Source organism: Mycobacteroides immunogenum (genome assembly GCF_001605725.1).
Taxonomy (GTDB): domain Bacteria; phylum Actinomycetota; class Actinomycetes; order Mycobacteriales; family Mycobacteriaceae; genus Mycobacterium; species Mycobacterium immunogenum.
This window is the reverse complement of sequence record NZ_CP011530.1, coordinates 1,403,303-1,425,270: the sequence shown is the minus strand read 5'-3', so window position 1 is coordinate 1,425,270 and position 21,968 is coordinate 1,403,303. Positions and strand designations below refer to the sequence as shown.

The 21,968-nt window shown below is 65.1% G+C and carries 22 protein-coding genes; 4 read left to right on the top strand and 18 right to left on the bottom strand.

Annotated features, from left to right (window positions below; all coding sequences use genetic code 11):
• Positions 1-83 precede the first annotated feature (83 nt).
• From ABG82_RS07130 to fdxA (ABG82_RS07115), 4 genes are all read right to left on the bottom strand, one after another.
• Positions 84-2,051 carry a glycosyltransferase family 39 protein gene (locus ABG82_RS07130; RefSeq protein ID WP_043077249.1) on the bottom strand — a complete coding sequence of 656 codons (1,968 nt, stop codon included), beginning with the start codon at positions 2,049-2,051 and terminating at the stop codon, positions 84-86.
• A 29-nt stretch (positions 2,052-2,080) separates the two neighbouring features.
• Positions 2,081-3,172 (bottom strand): succinyldiaminopimelate transaminase, encoded by a 1,092-nt coding sequence (gene dapC, locus ABG82_RS07125; RefSeq protein WP_043077250.1) that lies wholly within the window; start codon positions 3,170-3,172, stop codon positions 2,081-2,083.
• Between the two features lie 20 nt (positions 3,173-3,192).
• The gene (fdxA, locus tag ABG82_RS07120) at positions 3,193-3,519 is read right to left on the bottom strand and encodes a ferredoxin (RefSeq protein WP_005059593.1); all 327 of its coding nucleotides are present in this window, start codon (positions 3,517-3,519) and stop codon (positions 3,193-3,195) included.
• A 176-nt stretch (positions 3,520-3,695) separates the two neighbouring features.
• On the bottom strand, positions 3,696-4,013 hold the full coding sequence (gene fdxA / locus ABG82_RS07115) for a ferredoxin (protein WP_043077251.1): 318 nt from the start codon (positions 4,011-4,013) through the stop codon (positions 3,696-3,698).
• Between the two features lie 143 nt (positions 4,014-4,156).
• Here fdxA (ABG82_RS07115) and ABG82_RS07110 point away from each other — a divergent pair, with 143 nt between their 5' ends.
• Together ABG82_RS07110 and ABG82_RS07105 are read left to right on the top strand one after the other, a co-directional pair.
• Positions 4,157-4,726 carry a PadR family transcriptional regulator gene (locus ABG82_RS07110; protein ID WP_043077252.1) on the top strand — a complete coding sequence of 190 codons (570 nt, stop codon included), beginning with the start codon at positions 4,157-4,159 and terminating at the stop codon, positions 4,724-4,726.
• Complete coding sequence (locus ABG82_RS07105; protein WP_043077253.1) at positions 4,719-6,749, top strand: NADPH-dependent 2,4-dienoyl-CoA reductase; 2,031 nt, start codon at positions 4,719-4,721, stop codon at positions 6,747-6,749. Before ABG82_RS07110 ends, ABG82_RS07105 begins: the two co-directional genes overlap by 8 nt.
• Positions 6,750-6,824: 75 nt before the next feature.
• Here ABG82_RS07105 and ABG82_RS07100 read toward each other — a convergent pair whose 3' ends face one another.
• From ABG82_RS07100 to ABG82_RS07085, 5 genes are all read right to left on the bottom strand, one after another.
• Positions 6,825-7,133 (bottom strand): antibiotic biosynthesis monooxygenase family protein, encoded by a 309-nt coding sequence (locus ABG82_RS07100; RefSeq protein ID WP_043077254.1) that lies wholly within the window; start codon positions 7,131-7,133, stop codon positions 6,825-6,827.
• Positions 7,134-7,190: 57 nt separating this feature from the next.
• The gene (locus ABG82_RS07095) at positions 7,191-7,643 is read right to left on the bottom strand and encodes a hypothetical protein (protein WP_043077255.1); all 453 of its coding nucleotides are present in this window, start codon (positions 7,641-7,643) and stop codon (positions 7,191-7,193) included.
• Between the two features lie 133 nt (positions 7,644-7,776).
• On the bottom strand, positions 7,777-8,079 hold the full coding sequence (locus ABG82_RS27575) for a hypothetical protein (protein ID WP_054416742.1): 303 nt from the start codon (positions 8,077-8,079) through the stop codon (positions 7,777-7,779).
• On the bottom strand, positions 8,076-8,276 hold the full coding sequence (locus ABG82_RS07090) for a hypothetical protein (protein ID WP_308213303.1): 201 nt from the start codon (positions 8,274-8,276) through the stop codon (positions 8,076-8,078). Before ABG82_RS07090 ends, ABG82_RS27575 begins: the two co-directional genes overlap by 4 nt.
• Before the next feature lie 86 nt (positions 8,277-8,362).
• Positions 8,363-9,001 (bottom strand): MspA family porin, encoded by a 639-nt coding sequence (locus ABG82_RS07085; RefSeq protein ID WP_043077326.1) that lies wholly within the window; start codon positions 8,999-9,001, stop codon positions 8,363-8,365.
• A 290-nt stretch (positions 9,002-9,291) separates the two neighbouring features.
• Here ABG82_RS07085 and ABG82_RS07080 point away from each other — a divergent pair, with 290 nt between their 5' ends.
• Complete coding sequence (locus tag ABG82_RS07080; protein WP_043077256.1) at positions 9,292-9,900, top strand: excalibur calcium-binding domain-containing protein; 609 nt, start codon at positions 9,292-9,294, stop codon at positions 9,898-9,900.
• 7 nt (positions 9,901-9,907) lie between these two features.
• Here ABG82_RS07080 and ABG82_RS07075 read toward each other — a convergent pair whose 3' ends face one another.
• Entirely contained in the window at positions 9,908-12,490 is a 2,583-nt protein-coding gene (locus ABG82_RS07075) for a bifunctional FO biosynthesis protein CofGH (protein ID WP_174544329.1), read from the bottom strand.
• Between the two features lie 117 nt (positions 12,491-12,607).
• Here ABG82_RS07075 and ABG82_RS07070 point away from each other — a divergent pair, with 117 nt between their 5' ends.
• The gene (locus ABG82_RS07070; RefSeq protein WP_043077258.1) at positions 12,608-13,369 is read left to right on the top strand and encodes an O-methyltransferase; all 762 of its coding nucleotides are present in this window, start codon (positions 12,608-12,610) and stop codon (positions 13,367-13,369) included.
• A gap of 27 nt (positions 13,370-13,396) precedes the next feature.
• Here the strand turns inward: ABG82_RS07070 and ABG82_RS07065 are convergent, their stop codons facing one another.
• From ABG82_RS07065 to ABG82_RS07025, 8 genes are all read right to left on the bottom strand, one after another.
• On the bottom strand, positions 13,397-13,732 hold the full coding sequence (locus ABG82_RS07065; protein WP_043077259.1) for a hypothetical protein: 336 nt from the start codon (positions 13,730-13,732) through the stop codon (positions 13,397-13,399).
• Positions 13,733-13,871: 139 nt separating this feature from the next.
• Positions 13,872-14,693, bottom strand: a complete 822-nt coding sequence (mshB, locus tag ABG82_RS07055; RefSeq protein ID WP_043077327.1) for an N-acetyl-1-D-myo-inositol-2-amino-2-deoxy-alpha-D-glucopyranoside deacetylase — start codon at positions 14,691-14,693, stop codon at positions 13,872-13,874.
• 11 nt (positions 14,694-14,704) lie between these two features.
• Positions 14,705-16,507, bottom strand: coding sequence for an ABC transporter family substrate-binding protein (locus ABG82_RS07050; protein ID WP_043077260.1), 1,803 nt, complete (start codon positions 16,505-16,507; stop codon positions 14,705-14,707).
• 48 nt (positions 16,508-16,555) lie between these two features.
• Positions 16,556-18,457, bottom strand: coding sequence for an alkyl/aryl-sulfatase (locus tag ABG82_RS07045; protein ID WP_043077261.1), 1,902 nt, complete (start codon positions 18,455-18,457; stop codon positions 16,556-16,558).
• Between the two features lie 93 nt (positions 18,458-18,550).
• A complete protein-coding gene (locus ABG82_RS07040; RefSeq protein WP_043077262.1) occupies positions 18,551-18,940 on the bottom strand; it encodes a nitroreductase family deazaflavin-dependent oxidoreductase in 390 nt (129 codons plus the stop codon).
• Positions 18,941-19,016: 76 nt separating this feature from the next.
• Entirely contained in the window at positions 19,017-19,397 is a 381-nt protein-coding gene (locus ABG82_RS07035; protein WP_043077263.1) for a VOC family protein, read from the bottom strand.
• A 9-nt stretch (positions 19,398-19,406) separates the two neighbouring features.
• Positions 19,407-21,311: a translational GTPase TypA gene (typA, locus tag ABG82_RS07030; RefSeq protein WP_043077264.1), complete on the bottom strand. Its 1,905-nt coding sequence runs from the start codon at positions 21,309-21,311 to the stop codon at positions 19,407-19,409.
• Positions 21,312-21,561: 250 nt separating this feature from the next.
• On the bottom strand, positions 21,562-21,954 hold the full coding sequence (locus ABG82_RS07025; RefSeq protein WP_043077266.1) for a (deoxy)nucleoside triphosphate pyrophosphohydrolase: 393 nt from the start codon (positions 21,952-21,954) through the stop codon (positions 21,562-21,564).
• Positions 21,955-21,968: the final 14 nt, after the last annotated feature.

Below are 21,968 nucleotides of genomic sequence, written 5' to 3'. Positions count from 1 at the left end.
ATTGCGCGGGAAACACGCAAGGAAACCTCAGGTAACGGCAAAATCCGGCGGGACGTTACGTGTGGTAGGCCGGGTATGCGTCGCTAGGGATCGACGGGCACCGTGGCCGTCAGTCCTGCCGGAACGGATGCGGGGCTGGTCAAATCGAAGACCGCGACACCATGGAAGCCGCGCGGGGTGAAGTTTCGTTCCACCCATTCGGTGATCGCGGTGGACACCTGCGGCTGATCGTCACCTTCGGGTGGGGCGGATAGACGCTCCACCACGAAGAAATGAATTTGGTGCCGCGCGACATAGTCCTGGAATTGGGCGAGCGCTGGGAACGGATCACGGCCGGTGAACCCACCGACGGGCATCACGGGCAGGCCGGATGTCAGTTGATACGGTGCGGCGGTATTGGAGCGGACCGCCGCAGCCATCCAGGTATAGCGGCCGGCGTCGTGCTCGAGATATGCCGTGAGAGCCGGATCGGGCTTTTTCTCCTCTGTCCGGTCGTCATCTTTGGGTGCGTCCTTCAAGATCGCGGCCAGCGCCGGCGTCGCCGGTGATTCCTTGTGCTCGCCAGCCTCTTCGGCGGCCTGCTTCATCGCCCGGAAGAAGTCAGCGTGCGCCGCCGTCGGCCCCGCCAGGGGTAATCCACCGTGGGTACCGTGGCCGGTGGTGTCGACGCAGAATGCGAACGGGCCGGCCAAGACGGCGACAGCCGTGGTCACCACACCGGCTTCACGGTAACGGCCACTCACCCAGATCGCCGCCGCCACGGCGGCCGCCGCGGCAATCAGCCAGCGCAACCACGGCACGAATTCGGGCTCGCGAGCCAGCACAACCACCGCCCACACTCCGGTCCCAACCACCAGCACGGCATAAAGCCATCGGGCCCAGCGTGTCTCACGATGGCGCCACACCACGGCAGCGCCCAGACCCACCTGAGCGGCAATGGCGGGAGCAAGCGCCACCGTGTAGTACGGGCTGAACATCCCGCCCTTGCCGGTCATGAAATCGAAGAGCAGCCACACGACCACCAGCCAGCCACCGAAGGCGATGGCACACGCACGTTCCACATCGGTGCGCGATACCGTGCGCAGCAGCACCGCCATCACGATGGTGAAAACCAGCGCCGCGCCCAGCAACCAGCTGATCTGACCGCCGATGATGACGCTGAACATGCGCCCGAATCCCTGATGCGAGGCCAGCGGGTTGTCCTTCGCCAGCGACGCCATGGGGCTGTGCCCCGCGTGCTTGCCGGTGATTCGGTCCAGGCCGTTGTAGCCGAATGTCAACTGCAAAAAAGAGTTCGAGGGAGATCCGCCGATCCACGGCCGCGACGAAACCGGCCATAGCTCGGCCAGTGCCACCCACCAGCCGCCCCCGAGAATCGCGGCCAGGGCAGCGATGCCGAGCTGTCGCATGCGGACCATCACAGCGGGCGGGCCGCACAACAGGTACGTCGCCCCGAGCGCGGGCACCGCGATCAACGCCTCGAGTTGTTTGGTGAGAAAACCGAGGCCCACAAACAGGCCCGAGAGCACCAACCAACGGATTCGCCCGTCCCGCACGGCCTCCAGCACCGCCCATACCGAAGCGATCATGAGCAGCAGCATCATGGGTTCGGGATTGTTGAATCGGCACATCGACGCGTAGATGGGCGTGAGCGCGAGTGCGAGGCCCGCGATCAGCGCCGCCATTGGCCCGGAGTTGCGGCGGACGGTCCACCACAGCAGGGCCACCGCCGCCACTCCGATGAGGGCTTGGGGTACCAGCATCGACCAGGAATTGAATCCGAATACCCGGACGCTCAGTTCCATCGGCCACAAAAACAGCGGCGGTTTGTCGACCGTGATGGAGTTGGCCGCGTCCGATGAACCGAAGATGAACGCCTTCCACGACACCGCCCCCGCCTGCACGGCCGCGGCGTAGAACTGGTTGGCCCAGCCATTCGCCGACAGATTCCACAGATAGAGCGCCGCCGTTCCAACCAGCAAGGCACAGACAGCGATTCGCTCACGAGAAATGGTGTCGGGGGCAGCTTCGGGCTCGGCGGTCGTCAGCACGTCCCGAAGGTACTAAGCGATGCTGTGGATCAGCTGGCAGTCAGGCGGTCCGCTGCGGCGTCGATGCGTTCATCGGTCGCAGTGAGCGCCACACGCACGTGTTCCTTGCCGCGGGGGCCGTAGAACCGCCCGGGCGCGACCAGAATCCCGCGCTGTGCCAGATACGCCAACGCGTCATCGCAGGAATCACCCCTGGTGGCCCACAGATACAGGCCGGCCTCGGAATGATCGATCCGGAAACCGTTGTCAGTTAAAGCCTTCGAGAGCCGGTCGCGGCGGCTCTCATAGCGGGCACGCTGCTCACGCTGGTGTTCGTCCTCGCTCAGCGCCGCGATCATCGCCGCCTGCACCGGCCCGGGCACCATCATCCCGGCATGCCTGCGCACCGCGAGTAGCTCGCCGACGACCGAAGCGTCGCCCAGCGCAAATCCGGCCCGATACCCGGCCAGCGAAGAGGTTTTGGACAGCGAGTGCACCGCCAACAACCCGGCGGTGTCGCCGTCGCAGACTCGTGGATCGAGAATCGATACCGGCTCCGCGTCCCACCCGAGACCCAGGTAGCACTCGTCGGAAACCACGAGCGCGCCACGTTCACGCGCCCATTCGACCACCTTGCGCAGATGATCCACCGGCAGCACCGCTCCGGTTGGATTGCTAGGCGAGTTGAGATAGATCAGCGTCGGGCTCTGTGGTCCCAGCTGTGTCAGCGAGTCCGCCCGGGCCGTCGGCACCCGTGCCAGCCGTGCCCCCACTTCGTAGGTGGGATAGGCCAATTCGGGAATCACGATCAGATCGTCGGCGCCCAATCCCAACAGGGTCGGCAGCCACGCGATGAGTTCCTTGGTACCGATGACCGGCAACACTGCGTTGTCCGCCAGCGGCACAACGCCGTATCTACGGGTCACCGCCTCGCGAATGGCCTGCCGCAGCGCCGGGGTACCCGCGGTAGCCGGATACCCGGGCAGGTCACTGGCCGCCGCCAGGGCATCACGTATGACGGGGGCAACGCTATCGACGGGGGTGCCGACCGAGAGGTCGACGATGCCTTCGGGGTGCGCCGCGGCCGTCGCCTTGGCGTCGGCGATGGTGTCCCAAGGAAATTCGGGAAGCGACGCCGACACTCTGGAACGCGCTAGCGAGCTCAGTGTCCCTCACCCATGGGCGGAAGTTCCTTGACCGACGGCGGGTCATAGTCGGTCTTGCCCACCTTCGCGGCGCCGCCGGGCGAGCCCAGATCGACGAAGAAGTCGGCGTTCGACTGGATGTACCCGGTCCACTGGTCCGGCACGTCGTCCTCGTAGAAGATGGCCTCGACCGGGCACACCGGTTCGCAAGCACCGCAGTCCACGCACTCGTCGGGATGGATATAGAGCATCCGCCCGCCCTCGTAGATGCAGTCGACGGGGCACTCTTCGATACATGCCTTGTCCATAACGTCGACGCACGGTTCCGCGATCGTGTAGGTCACGAAGGTTTCCTCATTTCCTGCGCTGATGTCCAGTACATGCGTTGCGGCCAGTATCCCGGTCCCCAGATGCGCCTCGCGACACAGGCTGTCCTAACTCGCCTGGCAATCTAGCCGTATCTACCGGTTACAGGTACTTAGCTTAACGTTTAACTTGGTCCGGCGTCCAGCAGGCGCGCTCAGCCCCTGGGTGCGAGTTGCGCGACGAGCGGTACGTCGCGGTCGATCTTGCCCATCCGGCGCGCCCCCGACGTCAGATCCAGCTCGACGAAAAAGTCGGCATTCGCACGCACATAACCGCCCCACTCATCGGGCACGTCGTCCTCGTAATAGATCGCCTCAACGGGACAAACCGGTTCGCACGCATTGCAATCCGTGCACTCGTCCGGATGGATGTACATCGTCCGGGCGCCCTCATAGATGCAGTCGACAGGACACTCCTCGACGCAGGCCTTGTCCATAACGTCGACACACGGCTCGGCGATCACAAAGGTCACGGGAATCCTCCTCGGCAGATGCAGTCAACTATATGTTTCTAACAGTTACGGTTACCGTTGGCAACACTTAACTGGGGACAATATGCAGATAGTTGCACTGCAACAAGTTGCATAGGGTGCGGGTTCCGTGTCAGCATGCTGCCGTGGCACTGACACACGCCATCCTGTTGTCCCTGGCCGAGCAGAGCGGGTCGGGTTATGAACTCACGCGCCGGTTCGATCGCTCGATCGGGTACTTCTACAGCGCGACTCATCAGCAGATGTACCGCACGCTGCGCCGCATGGAAGACGACAGCTGGCTGCACTGCCAAGTCATCGACCAGGAGGGACGGCCGGCCAAGAAGGTCTACACCGTCGCCGAGCTCGGCTATCGCGAACTTTCTCGCTGGATCGCCAGCTCCGAAGGCACCGAGATGCGCGATCTGGCCCTCAAAGTCCGGGCCGCCACCTATGCGGACGTCGACGTGGTCGTCGAGCAGATCCGCACCCAGCGAAACGCCCATGCCACCGCGTTGGAGGGTTACCTCCACATGCAAAAACGCCAATTTCCCGCTCCGGATCAGCTCTCCGGCGCGGCCCTGCACCAGTACCTCGTCCTGCGCGGAGGCATCCGCATGGAAGAGGGCTTCACCGATTGGTGCGACGAAATGATGTCGGCTTTGTCAAGCGCCAATGTCCCAGCCCGGACTGACGAAAGTGAAATCGATGAGTAATCCCTATCCGAACCTGTTGTCCCCCTTGGACCTTGGATTCACCACGCTGAGGAACCGAGTTGTCATGGGGTCCATGCATGCCGGCCTCGAAGACTTCCCCTGGGACACCCCCGCATTGGCTGCCTACTTCGCCGAGCGGGCCAAGGGCGGCGTCGGCATGATCATCACCGGTGGATACGCCATCAACCGCACAGCGTGGCTCAAGCCACTCGCCGGCAAGCTCACCACCTCCCTTGAGGCCTATCGGCACCGGATAGTCACCAACGCGGTGCACAAGAACGGCGGCAAAATCATTGTCCAGCTGCTGCATTCGGGACGCTACGGCTACCACCCATTCTCGGTGAGCGCCTCGGCCAAGAAGTCCCCCATCACTCCGTTCAAACCCCGCAAGCTCAGCACCAAGGGCGTCTGGCAGACCATCGGCGATTGGGCGCACAGCGCCAAGATGGCCAAGAAGGCCGGCTACGACGGCTGCGAAATCATGGGCAGCGAAGGCTATTTCATCAACCAGTTCCTCGCGCCCTACACCAATGATCGCACCGATGAATTCGGCGGCAGCCCGGAGAATCGGCGGCGCCTCGCCGTCGAAGTGGTCAAGGCGGTGCGCAAGGCGGTGGGACCGGACTTCATCATCTGCTACCGGCTGTCCATGGCCGACTATGTCCCCGACGGCCAGACCTGGGACGAGATCGTGGCCCTCGCCAAGGAGATAGAGGCGGCCGGGGCAACGATCATCAACACCGGCATCGGCTGGCATGAGGCGCGGGTGCCCACCATCGTCACCTCGGTACCGCAGAACGCGTTCGTCGATCTCTCCAACAAGATCGCCCAAGAGGTCAGCATCCCGGTGATGGCGTCCAACCGGATCAATATGCCGCAGTCCGCCGAGCAGATTCTCAACGACGGCCAGGTGCAGCTGATTTCGATGGCCAGGCCACTGCTGGCCGACCCGGACTGGGTGAACAAGGCATCGGCCGATCACGCCGACGAGATCAACACCTGCATCGCCTGCAACCAGGCCTGCCTGGATCACTCCTTCGTCAACAAGAAGGCCAGCTGCCTACTCAACCCGCGGGCCGGTCATGAGACCACCCTCAAGCTGCTGCCCACCCGGCATACCAAGAAGATCGCCGTCGTCGGCGCGGGCCCTGCTGGTTTGGCAGCGGCCGTGACCGCGGCACAGCGGGGCCACACCGTGGTGCTGTTCGAGGCCAACGCCGAGATCGGCGGCCAATTCGACATGGCGCGCAGGATTCCCGGTAAAGAAGAGTTCAACGAGACCATTCGTTACTACACCACCATGCTCAAAAAGTACGGCGTCACAGTGCTTTTGAACAAGAAAGTGGATGCCCAGGAACTCATCGCCGGCAAGTTCGACGACGTCATTCTGGCTACCGGCGTCAAGCCCCGGGTCCCGGCGATCCCCGGCATCGACCACCCGATGGTGCTCTCCTACCCAGAGGTGATCAAGCAGGCCAAGCCCGTCGGCAAGCGGGTCGCGGTCGTCGGCGCGGGCGGCATCGGGTTCGATGTGTCCGAGTTCCTGACGATCGACGAATCACCCACGCTGAACCTCAAGGAGTGGCGCGCCGAATGGGGCATCTCCGAGGAACACGATGCGCGCGGTTCACTGACGAAACCCATTCCCGCCCCGGCTATTCGCGAGGTCTACCTGTGCCAGCGCAAGAAGGGCTCACTGGGCAAGGGACTGGGTAAGACGACCGGCTGGGTGCACCGCGCCTCGTTGAAGGCCAAGAAAGTCACCGAGCTGGCCGGGGTCAACTACGAGAAGATCGACGACGCCGGATTGCACATCAGTTTCGGTGAGGAGCGCAAGGATCCGCGTGTACTCGAAGTCGACAACGTGGTGATCTGCGCGGGCCAGGAGTCGGTGCGCGATCTCGACGACGTGCTCCAGGAAGCCGGCGTGAACATCCACGTGATCGGCGGGGCAGCACTGGCCGCCGAACTCGACGCCAAGCGCGCGATCAGGCAGGGCACCGAGCTCGCCGCCAAGCTGTAACACCCGTCGCGAGCGTGAAGTTATTGCGGGAATTCAGTCGATTTGCCGCAATAACTTCACGCTGAGCGAGCACGCTCACACATCAAGGGCAACCTCGTAGACCGCCGGATACGCCACGGCATCGAATTCGGCCGCGGCCTCACGGATCATCGACTGAAAGCGGTCGTCGCCGGTGGCCGTGGTCAGCGCCTCGATGCTCTCCCAGGTCGCGACGTTCACCAGCTGGAAGCGCGCACCGGGCACCACCGCCCGGTGTATCCGGAACGATACGAAGCCGGGCTGCGCGGCCATGAACTCGGCGCGTTTGCGCCAGCCGACCAGAAACACGTCGACCTTGTCCGCGGCCAACTCGAAGACGTTGATGAAGACGATCGGCTCACTCATCGCACCAGCGTGCGCCCCGCCGCACGGTATGTCAATGCAGCTGACACCCGATGATCGCTATCGATATCCGTTGCACCAGCGATGCGGATGCATCTGGTGGCACGTCCTCCACATGTCGTTCGGGTTCGTCGCGGTGGTGCTGGGCGATGCGCCGGTGGTGGGCGTCACCGCGGGCAGCGGGATGTAGCTCGTCGCGGTGACTGTCTCGGTCACGGTTTCTGTCGACGACGGCGGCGGGGACGGGGCAGCCGATGGGGATGACACCGAAGTAGGTGTGATCGAGGTAATGGGAACGAGTGGCGGCACCTTTGCCTGCTGAGGGCCAAGAAGCAGGAACCCCAGAAGAATCAGCACGAGGACCCCGGCCGCCGCGACCGCGCCGATGATCCAGATCTGCCGAGTACGGCTCACCCGCACCGGGGCCACGGGGATCAGCTGGGTGGGTTCCTCCCCGCCGTCGCTCCACGCCCGCACCGTCCGCCCGGAATCGGCAGGCTCTCGCAACGGCATTCCCCGGCACCTCCGTGACTGTTCATCGCTCGACCTCACACCGAGCCGATAGCGCCGGATGCCGAGAAGCTAATGAACGAATCTGAGGTACCGCTGGGAGAAATCTGCCAAACACTTGGACGCGTGCGGCGGACTAGGGCGCGAGCACTCCGGTAGGGCTTTCCAGCTTCCCGTCCCCAGTCCCGACGCCGGGTTTTACGCCACCCGGCACCGGGACCCCATCCACCCCGGCCGAGAATCTGGGGCCACGTGACGGCCCCGACATCAACACCGGCAGTTGGGTTCCGCGCGACGGGCGCAGCGCCGGGACCTGGCCGGGGGAAAAGACCGGGTTATAGGGTGCCGGGTTGGGCGGGGGCGGCGCGGCCGCCGCCGGCACCGCGAGCCCGACTGCCAGGCCCATCACGACCGTTGCCACAGACAGTATTCGCATCATGGCGCTACTCCTTGGGTTATGCCACGAGGGTCTTCCAGTTGCCCGGCGGTCATGCCGGCTCCGATCCGAGCCGTGTATCCCGAATCGACGCCTGCCGAGATCCGAGCCCCACGCGAAGCGGCCGGGGTCAGCCCAAACGGGGGCTGCGCCGCCGTTGCGGCGTAGTTGGGTGTCCCACCGGGCACCGGGACGGGTATCGCGGGATTGCCCGGGTCCGCGGCGGCCGTCGGCACCCAGCACGCCAAGCACACCAACATCGCTGCGGCACAAAGAGATTTCTTCATCAGATCTTGATCGGGTCGCCGTAGATCGCGAATTCAGTATGGCCGGTCTCGGTGGACGCCCGCAACGAAGCGAATGAGCGGATGGTGACATCGCCACCGCAGGCATCGGCTTTCACATGCACGTTGTCCAGGTCCAGCGCGCCCGTACCGCCCCGGGAAAGCACCATGTTGCCCATGGGCAGATTGACGATGACGCCCGGTTGCACCACGGTCTGCACGAATCCGCTGACGCCCGCGCTGCCACCGAATCCCACCGAAGGTGTCGGCGCCACACCAAGACTCACCGACGGCGCGACACCAGCGGATCCGCCGATCTGCAAACCCGAGGACACATCCGACTGGCACCCCAGCTGGTACCCGATGACGAAGAGGCTGTCGGTGATCGGGTTGGAGCCGCCGCTGGCCGTCGCGGTGCCCGACAAGGTAATGAATGCCTCGCGCGAGTTGGTGGCGCCGGCCAGGTTGGGGACGGGATTGACCTGCTCATGATCCAGCCGGATCTGCAGCTGCCAGCCGTCCCGCGTTGTCCTCGAATATGACTGCGGCGCCATTTCTCTCGGCTCCGCCATGGCCGGGGCCGCGTTGAGGAACCCAAGCATGGCAACAAGGGAACTTGTCGCTACGAGTCGGGCAATCACGGACATCACGATGCCCAAAACGACCCACGGAGTTAACTCTCCGCGAACCAATCAGTCAGGTGCGAACACAGACCGTCAACTTGTTGCCGGGCCGGGCAGCACTTCCGGGGCGCTACCTGCGCGGACGTCTCTACTACAACCGTAGTCTCCATCGCAGTCGTCATCTCTGTCACGGTCGGGCGTTACCGGTACCGAACCACCTGGCGCAGTGGGATGTTCGGCCGATTCGCCTCCGGACAGCCCCGGCATCCGGTAAATATCAAGATCACGTTGCACATGGGGAGGCTTAGTTGCGAATCAAGGTTCTGTTTTTCACCGTCGCCGCGTTCATCGGCGGCCCGTCGATCGGCGGCGCCGTCGCTCCCCTGGCGCACGCCTATCCCAATTGCGCGGCCGCACGAGCCGCGGGTGCCGCACCGTTGTATCGCGGTCAGCCCGGGTACAGCGCGAAACTTGATCGCGATGGTGACGGCGTCGCATGTGAAACTGGATCTTCAGGGCGCCCACCCGGCCAACCGGTCCCCGCTCCACTGATCCCATCCCCTGCAGTGCCACAACCGGTTTCGACACCGATTCCTGCGCCCACGGCGCAGCCGAACGGTAGCGGCGGCGCCTACGAGACTGTCGTGAACTGGACTGGCACCGACTGCATCGATATCACCGCACCGGATTCATCGCCCGCGCGAGTTCTCGCGACCAGCAACCACTGCGGTGGCACCGCACGGTTCAGTCAGGAAGCCAGCGACAGCCAAATGGTCGGCGCAGACCCGATTATGGGTGACGCCGAGTCGATTACCTGCGAGATCCTGACCGGTCGCCTCCGCGATTCGGGCACGCGGGGCGATGGCCACGATGTCAACTGTCTCACCCGAGCGGACTCGCTCAAGGCATCAGCGTAATCAACCCCTACGCCGCGGACGGCCGCCGCGCGTAGGTGGTGGTGCGCTCCACCGCGGGCCGTCCGATGCCCTCGGCGATTTCCTCCAGCTCGGCAATCGTCTTGGCCGAGCCATGTTCGGAGCCCGCCATCCGCGAGATGGTTTCTTCCATCAGCGTGCCACCCAGATCGTTTGCGCCACTTTGGAGCATGACCCGCGTGCCCTCGATGCCGAGCTTGACCCAGCTGGTCTGAATGTTGTCGATACGCCCATGCAGCATGATGCGCGCCAGTGCGTGCACCGCCTGGTTGTCCCGGTTGGTGGGTCCGGGGCGCGCCGCACCGGCCAGGTACAACGGCGCGCTCTGGTGCACGAAAGGTAGTGGCACAAATTCGGTGAATCCGCCTGTGCGGTCCTGAATCCCGGCGAGCACGCGCAGGTGCGCCACCCAATGCTTGGGAGTGTCGACGTGTCCGTACATCATGGTCGAGCTGGAGCGCAGCCCCACTTCATGCGCGGTGCTGATGACATCGATCCACTCGGAGGCGGGCAGCTTGCCCTTGGTGAGCACCCACCGGATCTCGTCATCGAGGATCTCCGCGGCGGTGCCCGGAATGGTGTCCAGTCCCGCAGCGCGTAGTTCGGTCAGCCAGTCGCGCACGCTCTGGCCGCCCTTGGAGGCACCGTTGACAATCTCCATCGGGCTGAAGGCGTGCACATGCATGCTGGGCACCCGCTTCTTGACCGCCCGCACCAAATCCGCGTATCCGGTCACCGGCAGCTCGGGATCGATGCCGCCCTGCATGCAGACCTCGGTGGCACCGGCGACATAGGCCTCCCAGGCCCGGTCCCCCACCTCTTCGGCGGACAGCGAGAACGCGTCGGCATCGCCCTTGCGCTGTGCGAACGCGCAGAACCGGCAGCCGGTGTAGCAGATGTTGGTGAAGTTGATGTTCCGGTTCACCACGTACGTGACATCATCACCGACCACATCGGCGCGGATCGAATCGGCCAGCGCGGCAACGGCATCCATCGCAGGGCCCTCAGCCGTCGCCAGGGCCAGATACTCGTCGTCGGTGCAGCCGGCCGGATCGCGCTCGGCAGAGCGCAAGGCCGCCAGCACATCAGCGCTCACCTTCTCCGGCGCGCGCGCATTCAACTCGCGCACGTGTTCGCGGATGGACTCCCAGTCTCCGAACGCACTCGCCAGATCGCTCCGGGTGTCGGTATTGCGTCCCTCGGAATCAATGGCGGCGTGCAGGTCGACCCGGCCCGTCGACTCCCAGGTTTCGTCGGGTTCCTGCCACGGCAATCCGCTAGGCGAAATATCCAGGGCGTAGCCGGTTTCCGGATCCGCCAGCGCCTCGACATGACCGCGCACCCGGGGATCGATCCAGGCGGCACCGGCTTGCACATACTGCGGCTGCGCGGTCAGGCGCTGCACCAGGTCGTATCCGGCCTCTGCCGTCACCGACGCCAGGTCCGCCAGCGCGGGCCAGGGCCGCTCGGGATTCACGTGGTCGGGAGTCAGCGGTGACACGCCACCCCAGTCGTCCACTCCCGCGCCGATAAGCGCCAGGCACTCGCTGCGGGACACCAGATTTGGCGGTGCCTGTACCCGCATCTTCGGCCCCAACACCAATCGGGTCACCGCGATCGTCGCCAAGAAGTCATCGATATCGGCATCCGGCGCGGCCTTCATGGCGGTGTCCGACTTGGCCCGGAAGTTCTGCACGATCACTTCCTGCACGTGACCGAATTCCTTGTGCACCTTGCGGATCGCATGAATTGTCTCAGCGCGCTCGGTGAGGTTCTCGCCGATGCCCACCAACAGTCCGGTGGTGAACGGGATCGACAGCCGGCCGGCGTCGGTCAAGGTTCGCAACCGCACGGCGGGGTCTTTGTCGGGGCTGCCGTAATGCGCCTCGCCGCGATCCTCGAACAACCGCCGCGAGGTGGTCTCCAGCATCATGCCCATCGACGGCGCCACCGGCTTGAGCCGTGCCAGCTCCGACCAGCTCATCACCCCCGGGTTCAGATGCGGCAGCAGGCCTGTCTCTTCCAGGACCCGGATCGCCATCGCGCGTACGTAATCCAGCGTGGTGTCATACCCGCGCTCGTCCAGCCACTGCTTGGCCTCGGGCCACCGATCCTCGGGCCGGTCCCCCAACGTGAACAAAGCCTCTTTGCAGCCCAATTCGGCACCACGGCGGGCGACATCCAAGATCTCGTCGGGCTCCATGTACATGCCGTGGCCCTGCGCCCGCAGCTTGCCGGGAACAGTCACAAACGTGCAGTAGTGGCATTTGTCCCGGCACAGATGAGTGACTGGAATGAACACCTTGCGTGAATAGGAGATCGGCAGACGGCCCTCGGCGCCCACGCGACCGGCGGACTCCAGGCCGGCATCGCGCACCCGGGCGGCGCTGGTCATCAAATCGGCCAGATCGTCCCCCCGCGCGGTGAGCGCGAGCGCGGCCTCGTCAACGTTCAACGTCACCCCATCGCGCGCACGGCGCAGCACTCGCCGCAGCGCTGGCGATGAGCCGGCAGATGACGCTTTCCGGGTCGGAAAGGCAGGGTTCGGCAGCGGCGTTACGTCGTCGGGCACGTTTGTACAACCGTCGGTCACCCTCAGATCATCCGCCCGTACCAAAACGCTGACCACTCGGGGGTTCATCAACGAAGCCGGCCTGCACAAACACCTGAGATCGCTAGGCTGATCTTCGTGAGTTTTTCCAGAACCCTCAAGCAGAAACTTCCATTTCTGCGGTATTCATTTCTGCGGGCGGCGTTCGGCAGTGTGAACGTGATGCGCACCGGTCAGATGGGTGATGGCCGCGAGGAGGCCACCGCCGAGCATGTCATCGCGACGGCCCCGGCCGGGGACATCGATGCCGCCATCGACGCCATCGACAACTTCGCGTACGACCAATCGATTCTGATGAACGTCGGCGACGAAAAGGGGCAGCTGCTCGATGCCGCCGTCAAACGCGCCAACCCCAAGATCGCCCTGGAGCTGGGTGCGTACTGCGGCTACAGCGGTCTACGGATCGCGCGCGCGGCCCCCAATGCCAAGTTCTTCTCCATCGAGAAGTCCGGGGCCAACGCCTCGGTAGCGCGCCGCGTCTGGGCGCACGCGGGGCTGGCGGATCGGGCCACCTGTCTGAACGGGACCGCCGACGACGGCACCACCTTGGACACCCTGACCAAGGATTACGGGTTCACCGAAGGGTGCCTGGATTTCGTGTTCATCGATCACTGGAAGGACGTGTACCTCGACGACCTGCAGCGGCTGATGGAACGCGGCTGGCTGCATCCGGGCACCATCGTCGTCGCAGACAACGTCGGGTTCCCCGGCTCCCCCAAGTACCGCGCGTATATGAAGGATCAGCAGGGCAAGCTCTGGCAGACGATCGAGCACGAGACCCATGTGGAGTACCAGACCTTGGTCAAGGATCTGGTGCTGGAGTCCGAGTACCTGGGGTAAGCGCCCGCGCACGGAGCGGGTAGCTGGTTAGAGGTCGGCCCGGCGCAGTATGTATGCGGCGGGCAGCACGCCGATCACGATCAGCAGGACGGGCCAAAATCCGGTGAAGACGACATCGCCGCCGGGACCACCGAACAAGAGCACCATCGTGGTCGCCACAAAGGCCCACAGCGGCGCCCCCGCCCAGCGTGGCGTCGGGGCCCACTGCAGAGCGCTCCACACCAGCAGGACGTTGAGTACGGCGCTGATGATCAGGCCAAGCGGAACCAGAACACCGCCGAAGCGCGTGTTGAGCAGAGCGGCGCCCAGAATCGCACTGATGACGCCATCGAAAATGAGCGCGGCCATCACGGTCCCGCGCATGAACGCGTTCAGGCGTCTAGATCGGGACGGAGTCGAGCTGGGCCACCAGTGAGCCGACAACCCATTGGAAATTGTCCACACGGTCTTGCCAGTGCTGCTGATTGGGATCCTGGTCTTGATCGGGTGGCATGAATCGAGCTTACAACTCCACCCCAGCGAACAGATCTGATTCCCATCCGGTGTCCACACCGGGCTCGCCGCGCACCAGCACAAAATGCTCGATATCCGCGATGGGCAACGCGATCAGATTCGACAGCGCCATCGAGCTTCCGTCCTCGGAGACCGTCAACTGGGTGGCATGCGCGCGCAACGCCGCCACCTTCGCCTCGCGATGGGCCGAGACGTCGATGGCGGCACTGATCTTCTCGTCGTCGAAGGTGGGGATGAGGTCGAGCGGTGCCGGCTGACATCCCGGTGGCAGCTGGGTCAGCGATGCCAGGCCGGCCTCCAGCGCACTGGTCGCGATCACTGTCCAGTACAGCTTGGCCACCTGCCAGGTCGCCTTCTCCACGGCCGCTGTGGTCACCGTGTGCGCCTGGATGTGATCGGGGTGTCCGTAGCCGCCGAAGGGGTCATAGGTGACGACCACGTGTGGGCGGTGTTCGTCGATCAGTGCGGCCAGCGCGCCCACCGCCTCGTCCAGGTCGGCGCCCGCGAACGCCCGCGGATGCAACGGCTTGGTGTCCGCCATCCCGGAGTCGCGCCAATGTCCCGCACCACCGAGGAAAGTGGGCCCATCGACACCGAGATGCCTCAGGGCGCTGGATAATTCACCGATTCGGTACCCACCGAGTTGATCGGCGTGGTCAACCGCGAGCTGCGCCCAGCGCTCACCGATCACCTCGCCCTCTTCCCCGAGGGTGCAGGTCACCAACAGCACCTCGGCGCCTTCAGCGGCGTACCGCGCGATGGTTCCGCCGGTGGTCAGGGATTCGTCGTCGGGGTGAGCGTGCACCAGCATGAGTCGTCGGGTCATGGGCGGGTCTTCTTCCACTCTCCTGCGGTGGCAACAATGCCGACCGGTACCGCGCCGGCCAGCTCCACGTTCTGCACGCTGGGGCCCGCCGCCGCGATGGTGGTGTCCTGCATGATCGGCAAAACCGTTGCCATCTTCCATAATTGGGGCTCGGCCTGATCGACGACCTTGCCCACATCGGCATGACCGGTCAACGCGGCATCGATGCCGGCCTGCAACTCCTCATCGCACAGCCCGGTGAGATTGCTTGGGGCACGCACGGATTCTTCTCGCGACGGCGGCGCCGGGGTGTTACTCGCCGGTGGCGGAGGGGGCGTCGTGGTGCGGGTTTCGGGGAGCTTGCCGGACTGCAGCGCAGGGCAGCCATACCGGGAAGCCAGCGCGGTGGCCAGATCGCCGCCGGCCTGGTGCCAGCCGACGATGGCGTCAACCCGGCCATCGGGAATCGCCTGCCCGTACAGCGTGGGCGGGTCCAGAGCCAGCACGCTGGCCCGCACCCCCGCGTTGCGCAGTTGGTCGGCGGCGGTGTTGGCCACCGCCACCGAGGTGGGGTCGTTGGAGGCCGCGCCGATGGTCAGGGTCAGCGGGTCACCGTCCCTGGCAAGCTGTGGCGGCCCTGGGGGCGCCGTGGGAGCGGGGGGCACCACCGGGGTTTCCGCGGCCTCGTACCCAGCCTCTTTGAGCAATGCGAGAGAAGCGTCGCGGGTCAGAGCGACGGGCGCGGTCGGTTTGTATCCGGGATCCGAGGGAGAACGCACCTGGGCGGCCGCCAGCGTCACCGCGTTGTCATTGCCCGCTGCCACCGCGGCCAGCAGACCCACATCCAGCAGACCGAGCAGCCCCCGGCGCACCTTGGCGTCAGTGAGTGTCGGCTGCCCGGCCCGCAGCGTCAGCTGCAGCGTGCGCGGCGCCACGATGCGCGCCGTGCGCACCCCGGGGATGTTCGACAGCTGCGCGAAGGTCACCCCGCTGCCGTGTACCTGGGCCACCTGAGTGTCACCGTTGCGGATGGAATCTGCCAGCACTGTCGGGGCTCCGGCACGCCGGAACAAAATCTCGTCGGGTACCGACTGAGTTGCCCAGTACCGGTCGTTGCGGGCCAGCAGGATTTCGTCACGCTGCGGATCGATAGTGTCCACACGGAAACGCCCCCCGGAGGCGGGCATCGACTTGATCAGCCCGGAGGCGAACCCGCCCGGGATGTCCTTCACGATGTGCGCGGGCAGCAAGTCGTTGAACAGCTCGCGCCATGCCGGATATTTGTGGTCGAACGTAACGACCACGCGCTTGCCGCCGTCCCGCGACTGCACATCGGTGATGCTTCCGTAGCCCGCCGGGTCGACGGTGCCGGGCTGGGTGAGCATCTGCTGCCACAGGTACGAGAAATCATCCGCGCCGATGGGGGCGTTATCGGTCCATTGCGCCTCAGGGCGAATCGTGTAGGTGACGGTGAAGGGCTCCTGGCTGGTTTCCTCGGCGGAGACCAGCAGCGTCGGATCCATTTCCCATCGCGAGCCGGTGGCGGTCGCCGAATCCGGCACCGGCCGGAACGAGCTGGGCAGCACCAACGCGCTGATCGCCGCGTTCACCGGCGACTGATCGGACAGCAGATGCGGGTTGAACCCTGCCCCGATGGAGTCGATACCCACCACGATCTGCTCTTTTTTGGGCGGTGGCGGCGTGGTCGAGCTGGTTGTCTCGCTGCCCTGTACCGCCGGAGGTGCGCTGACAGAGCACCCGGCGAGGAGCACCGCGCCCAGCACTGCGCACAGTCGCAGACGCGGACTCTCGGTAGGCATGAGGACCAACCTTATCGGTGGGTCCTGCGAGGTGTTCTCGGCAACCGGTCAGGGGGTGACGATGGCAAATCCGGGGTCGGGCGCGTCGAGGACCGTGACCAACCGCCCCAGTCCGGCCAACTCGCCCTCCACGGCAACCTCCCCCGCGGCGACAAGCTGTGCCGGATCCTCGCCCGTCAGCAGCAGCCGTACCAGTGCGGGCCGGGTCAACGTGAAGGTCACCTCGGGCGGCGGCAGCGCGCCGCCGGCGGGCCGGTCGTAATGCACCAGCACACCGTTGCGCAGCTCCACCCGGTGCACGCGGTCCTCGTCCGTGAACACCCAGTCACTCACAAACCGCTCGTTCCAGGCCTTCGGTCCGTTGATGCGCAACGAGAGCGCGTCGAATATCTGCTCCACGGTCAGCGCCGCCATCATGGTGGGCGAGCCGACAGCCATCGGTGTCCCGACGTTTCCGTGCCGCAATTCGTAGGCGCCCATCAGGTAGAAGTTGCGCCAGGTGGCGTTCTCCGCACCATAGCCAAGCTGCTCAAAACATCTGGCCTGCAGCGCCTTTGCCTCTTCATTCGCCGGGTCGCCAAAGATCACGTAGTTGACCACCTGGGCCACCCAGCGATAGTCGCCCTGTTCAAAAGCGTGCTGCGCCTTGCGCAATACCTCGTCGGCGCCGCCCATGAACTCCACGTGCCGCTGCGCGTTCGCGACGGGAGGGTGCTCCCACAGGTGCGCAGGATTGCCGTCGAACCATCCCATGTAGCGCTGGTAGATCGCTTTGACGTTATGACTCACCGAACCGTAGTAGCCACGTGCGTGCCAGGCTCCGGCGATGGCCGGCGGGAGCTGCAGCGTCTCGGCGATCTCGGATCCCACCAGGCCCTGATTGAGCTGCCGCAGCGTCTGGTCGTGCAGGTATGCGTACAAATCGCGTTGCAAAGCAAGGTATTCCACCAGCCGCCCGGTGCCCCAGGTGGGCCAATGGTGCGATGCGAAGACCACATCGGAGTCGTGCGCGTACAGGTTGATGGCCTCGGTGATGTACCGCGCCCACACATGCGGATCGCGCACCAGCGCGCCGCGCAATGTCAGCAGGTTATGCAAGGTGTGGGTGGCGTTTTCGGCCATGCAGAGCGCGCGCCGCTGCGGGAAGTAGAAGTTCATCTCGGCCGGCGCCTCGGTACCCGGGGTAAGCTGGAAAATCATCCGCACCCCGTCGACGGCCTCCTCTTGCCCGGTGTGGGTGATGTCGAGGGTCGGTGGGATCAACGTGACCGTCCCAATCGAATTGGTTTGCCCAAGACCAGATCCCACCTGCCCCAGCGGCCCCCTTGGCAGCACCGCGCCGTACATGTACACGGCACGGCGTGCCATCGCGGTGCCCGCATAGACGTTCTCCGCCACCGCGTGTTCCAGAAATCCGGCAGGCGCCAATACGGGACAACGGCCCGCGGCCGCGTCTTCGGTACTCAGCACGCCCAGCGCACCACCGAAATGGTCTACGTGGGAATGGGTGTAGATCAGCCCTGTCACCGGGCGGTCGCCGCGGTGACTGCGATACAGCGCAAGCGCGGCCGCCGCGGTTTCGGCAGACACCAGCGGATCGATCACGATGACTCCGCGCTCGCCCTCGACCAGCGTCATATTCGAGATGTCGAGGCCACGAACCTGGTAGATGCCCTCGGTGACGAGATAGAGCCCCTGCTTGATATTCAGCCCGCACTGCCGCCACAGACTCGGATGCACCGAGGCCGGGCAGCTGTCCCGTAAGAAACCGTAGGAATCGTTGTCCCACACAGTTTTCCCGGATGCGTCCGTGACGACGCCGGGCTCTAGTGCCGCAATGAATCCCCGGTCGGCGTCGTCCTGGTCCACGGTATTGGCGAACGGGAGCTCCTGGACTGCCGCCGCGTTCTGATCGATGATGCGCGAAGTGGGCTGGGTTTGCTCGGGCATATCGCGATAGTACCCATCGGCGTGGTCAAACGATCACGAAAGCCGTTATCTCTCAAATGAGTTCGCAAGCCGCAGCAACCGCCGCGACCACAATCAATCGAGGTCGACCCGTACGGTCAGCAGGTCGGTGCCCACCGCGCGCACCACCGCGCTGTTACCGCGCGGCAGCTGTTGCAACCTTGCTCGCGCGTCGTCGTCGGGCAATAAGTGCGCGGTACCGGCGCGCCACTGGTCGCTGATCCGTAGCCGCACCGCGGGGTTGGCCTTGATGTTGCGCACATAGTCCGAGTGCTCGCCATGTTCGGAAACCAGCCAGAACTGGTTACCGACAAGGCGTCCGCCTATCGCGGTGTGGCGTGGTTGTCCGGACTTGCGGCCCACCGTCTCCAGCATCACGACGGGCAGCCGGCGCCCCACCGGATTGACCAGGTATCGCTGGGTGTTCTGGACCACCAGCCGCTTGAGGGAGTTGAAATCGGCCACGCTGTGCAGTCTGCTCCGATTTCACCGACGGCGCGAGGCGTGCGGCGGAAATCCGCCACCTTCATGACGGGGCGCCTCAGACCTGTTTGATACGAGCCTTCAGCAGGCAGAACTCATTGCCCTCGGGGTCTTGCAACACGTGCCACTGCTCATCACCGGTCTGCCCGATATCGGCCGGCCGCGCCCCGAGTGCCAGCAGCCGTTCGAGCTCGGCGTCCTGGTCGCGATCGGTGGGGTTCACGTCGATGTGCAGCCGCGGCTTCTGCTGCCGCGGCTCGGCGGTATAGCTCAGAAACAGCGTGGGCTGCAGGCCGCCGAAGCCCTCCCGCGGACCAACTTCCAGCGAGCCGTCTTCTTCGCGACTCAGCACGACGAAATCCAGCACCTCACACCAGAACCGTGCCAGCGCCTCCGGGTCACGACAATCGAGCACGAGCTCACTGATGCGGCATGCCATCGGCCGAATCTAGCTGTTGTTGGCGGCTGCCTTGGCACGTGAACGATTGCGCGCCCGGGTGTTGGCGTCCAGGTCAACCTTGCGCACGCGCACGATTTCCGGGGTCACCTCGACACATTCGTCGGCCGCACAGAACTCCATGGCCTGCTCCAGGTCCAGCTCGATCGGCCGGGCCAGGGTCTCCATGACGTCGGCGGTGGAGGAACGCATGTTGGTCAGCTTCTTCTCACGCGTGACGTTCACGTCGAGGTCCTCGGCACGCGGGTTGATCCCGACGACCTGGCCCTCGTAGGTGTCCTCGCCCGGCTCGACGAAGAACTGTCCGCGATCGGCCAGCTGGATCATGGCGAACGGCGTGATGCTGCCGGTGCGGTCGGACACCAGCGAGCCGGTGTGCCGCGCACGGATCTCCCCCGCCCACGGGCGGTAGCCCTCGAAGACGGCGTTCGCGATGCCGGTGCCCCGGGTCAGCGTCAGGAAGTCGGTGCGGAAGCCGATGAGGCCGCGCGACGGCACGATGAAGTCCATCCGGACCCATCCGGCGGCGTGGTTGGCCATCTCCTCCATGCGGCCCTTGCGGGCGGCCATCAGCTGAGTGATGGCACCGACGAATTCCTCGGGACAGTCGATGGTCATGGCCTCGAACGGCTCGTGCAGCTTGCCGTCGATCTGCCGGGTGACCACCTGAGGCTTTCCGACGGTCAGCTCGAAGCCCTCACGGCGCATCTGCTCGACGAGGATGGCCAGCGCCAGCTCGCCTCGGCCCTGCACCTCCCAGGCGTCCGGACGGCCGATGTCGACGACCTTGATCGACACATTGCCGATGAGCTCCGAATCCAGCCGCGACTTGACCATGCGCGCGGTCAGCTTGTGCCCGGACACCTTGCCCGCGAGCGGCGAGCTGTTGGTGCCGATGGTCACCGAGATCGCGGGCTCATCGACGGTGATGCGTGGCAGCGCGTGCGCATGGTCGGGATCGGCCAGTGTGTCACCGATCATGATCTCGGACATACCGGCGACCGCCACGATGTCCCCAGCCACCGCTTCCTCCGTCGGGCTGCGGTCCACGCCCTCGGTGGCCAGCAGCTCGGTGATCTTGGCGTTGGTGATGACGGGGTGGCCGTCCACTTCACGCATCCAGGCGATCTGCTGTCCCTTGCGGATGCGCCCGTTGTAGATGCGGATCAGCGCCAGACGGCCCAGGAAGGCCGACGCGTCGAGGTTGGTGACCAGCGCCTGCAGGGGGGCCTCCGGGTCGCCCTTGGGCGGCGGGATGTGCTCGAGCAGGACGTCGAAGAGCGGGTCGAGGTTTTCCCCGTCCGGGTTTTCCCCGTTGGCGGGCTCGGTGGTGCTGGCGATGCCGGCACGGCCTGATGCGTACAGCGTCGGCAGATCGAGCGCCTTCTCGGCGGCCGCCTGCGCCTCCTCGTCGAGGTCCGAGGCGACATCGAGCAGCAGGTCATGGCTCTCCTCGACGACCTCGGCGATGCGGGCGTCGGGACGGTCGGTCTTGTTCACGACGAGGATCACCGGCAGGTGCGCGGAAAGTGCCTTACGCAGCACGAACCGGGTCTGCGGCAGCGGCCCCTCGGAGGCGTCGACCAGCAGCAGCACGCCATCCACCATGGACAGTCCGCGCTCCACCTCGCCACCGAAGTCGGCGTGGCCTGGGGTGTCGATCACGTTGATGACCGTCATGGAGCCATCCGCGTGGTGCCGGTGCACCGCGGTGTTCTTGGCCAGGATGGTGATGCCCTTTTCCTTCTCCAGGTCACCGGAGTCCATCAGGCGCTCAACAGCGTCATCACCTCGGTGCGAGAGCGCACCCGATTGTTTGAGCATCGCATCGACCAGGGTTGTCTTGCCGTGGTCGACGTGCGCAACAATGGCTACGTTCCGGAAACTGTGGGTCACGTCTGCCAATTCTGGCAGTACAGCCCGCCGTTCACGAAACCGGCGAACAATTGATGTGACGCCGGACATAGCAAGACCCATCGTCAGCCCCAGAAGTAGGACGCTCGTGAAGGCCAGCAAGGTCGCAAGGCTCAAGCCCAAGAAGAAGTGCTGTAAAAGCAAGCCACGCTGCACCAAGTGCCCCGTTGTGGTGCACAAAATGCAGAAGGCCGAGCACCATGGCCTCTCGGAAAAAGAGCTAAAGAAGGTGCTACACCGGGCGCGGGCCCACTAGCGCTTCTTTGAGCGCGGGAATCCATCCGCCGTCGGCCGCGACCCATTCGACGGTGTCGAGTTCGTCGGCGGTGACCCAGCGCAGCGCCAGATGCTCATGCGGATGAGGGACGCCGCCGCGCAAGCGCGCGCCGTAGGCACGCAGCACCAGGTTCCCGACGACGACGTCGCCGCCGAGGCGGGTACCCACCTCGGTTTCGATCCCGAGTTCCTCGCGTAACTCCCGGGCAAGCGCCTGCGGCTCCGATTCGCCCTCGGCGACCTTGCCGCCCGGAAGCTCCCACTGTCCGGCGAGCTCGGCGGGTTTGGCGCGCTGCGCGATGAGCAGCTTGTCCCCGTCGATCACCGCACCCGCGACCACTATCGCCATGGTGCTCGACGCTA

What these genes read in the sequence shown, in the direction of transcription:
- ABG82_RS07100 (WP_043077254.1), bottom strand. Translation starts at nt 7,133, where the DNA reads ATGAGTGAGCCGATCGTCTTCATCAACGTCTTCGAGTTGGCCGCGGAC.
- ABG82_RS07035 (WP_043077263.1), bottom strand. Translation starts at nt 19,397, where the DNA reads ATGGCATGCCGCATCAGTGAGCTCGTGCTCGATTGTCGTGACCCGGAG.
- mshB (WP_043077327.1), bottom strand. Translation starts at nt 14,693, where the DNA reads ATGCTGGTGCACGCTCACCCCGACGACGAATCCCTGACCACCGGCGGA.
- ABG82_RS07105 (WP_043077253.1), top strand. Translation starts at nt 4,719, where the DNA reads ATGAGTAATCCCTATCCGAACCTGTTGTCCCCCTTGGACCTTGGATTC.
- ABG82_RS07065 (WP_043077259.1), bottom strand. Translation starts at nt 13,732, where the DNA reads ATGCGCGGGACCGTGATGGCCGCGCTCATTTTCGATGGCGTCATCAGT.
- ABG82_RS07045 (WP_043077261.1), bottom strand. Translation starts at nt 18,457, where the DNA reads ATGCCCGAGCAAACCCAGCCCACTTCGCGCATCATCGATCAGAACGCG.
- ABG82_RS07095 (WP_043077255.1), bottom strand. Translation starts at nt 7,643, where the DNA reads ATGCCGTTGCGAGAGCCTGCCGATTCCGGGCGGACGGTGCGGGCGTGG.
- ABG82_RS07050 (WP_043077260.1), bottom strand. Translation starts at nt 16,507, where the DNA reads ATGCCTACCGAGAGTCCGCGTCTGCGACTGTGCGCAGTGCTGGGCGCG.
- ABG82_RS27575 (WP_054416742.1), bottom strand. Translation starts at nt 8,079, where the DNA reads ATGATGCGAATACTGTCTGTGGCAACGGTCGTGATGGGCCTGGCAGTC.
- ABG82_RS07025 (WP_043077266.1), bottom strand. Translation starts at nt 21,954, where the DNA reads ATGGCGATAGTGGTCGCGGGTGCGGTGATCGACGGGGACAAGCTGCTC.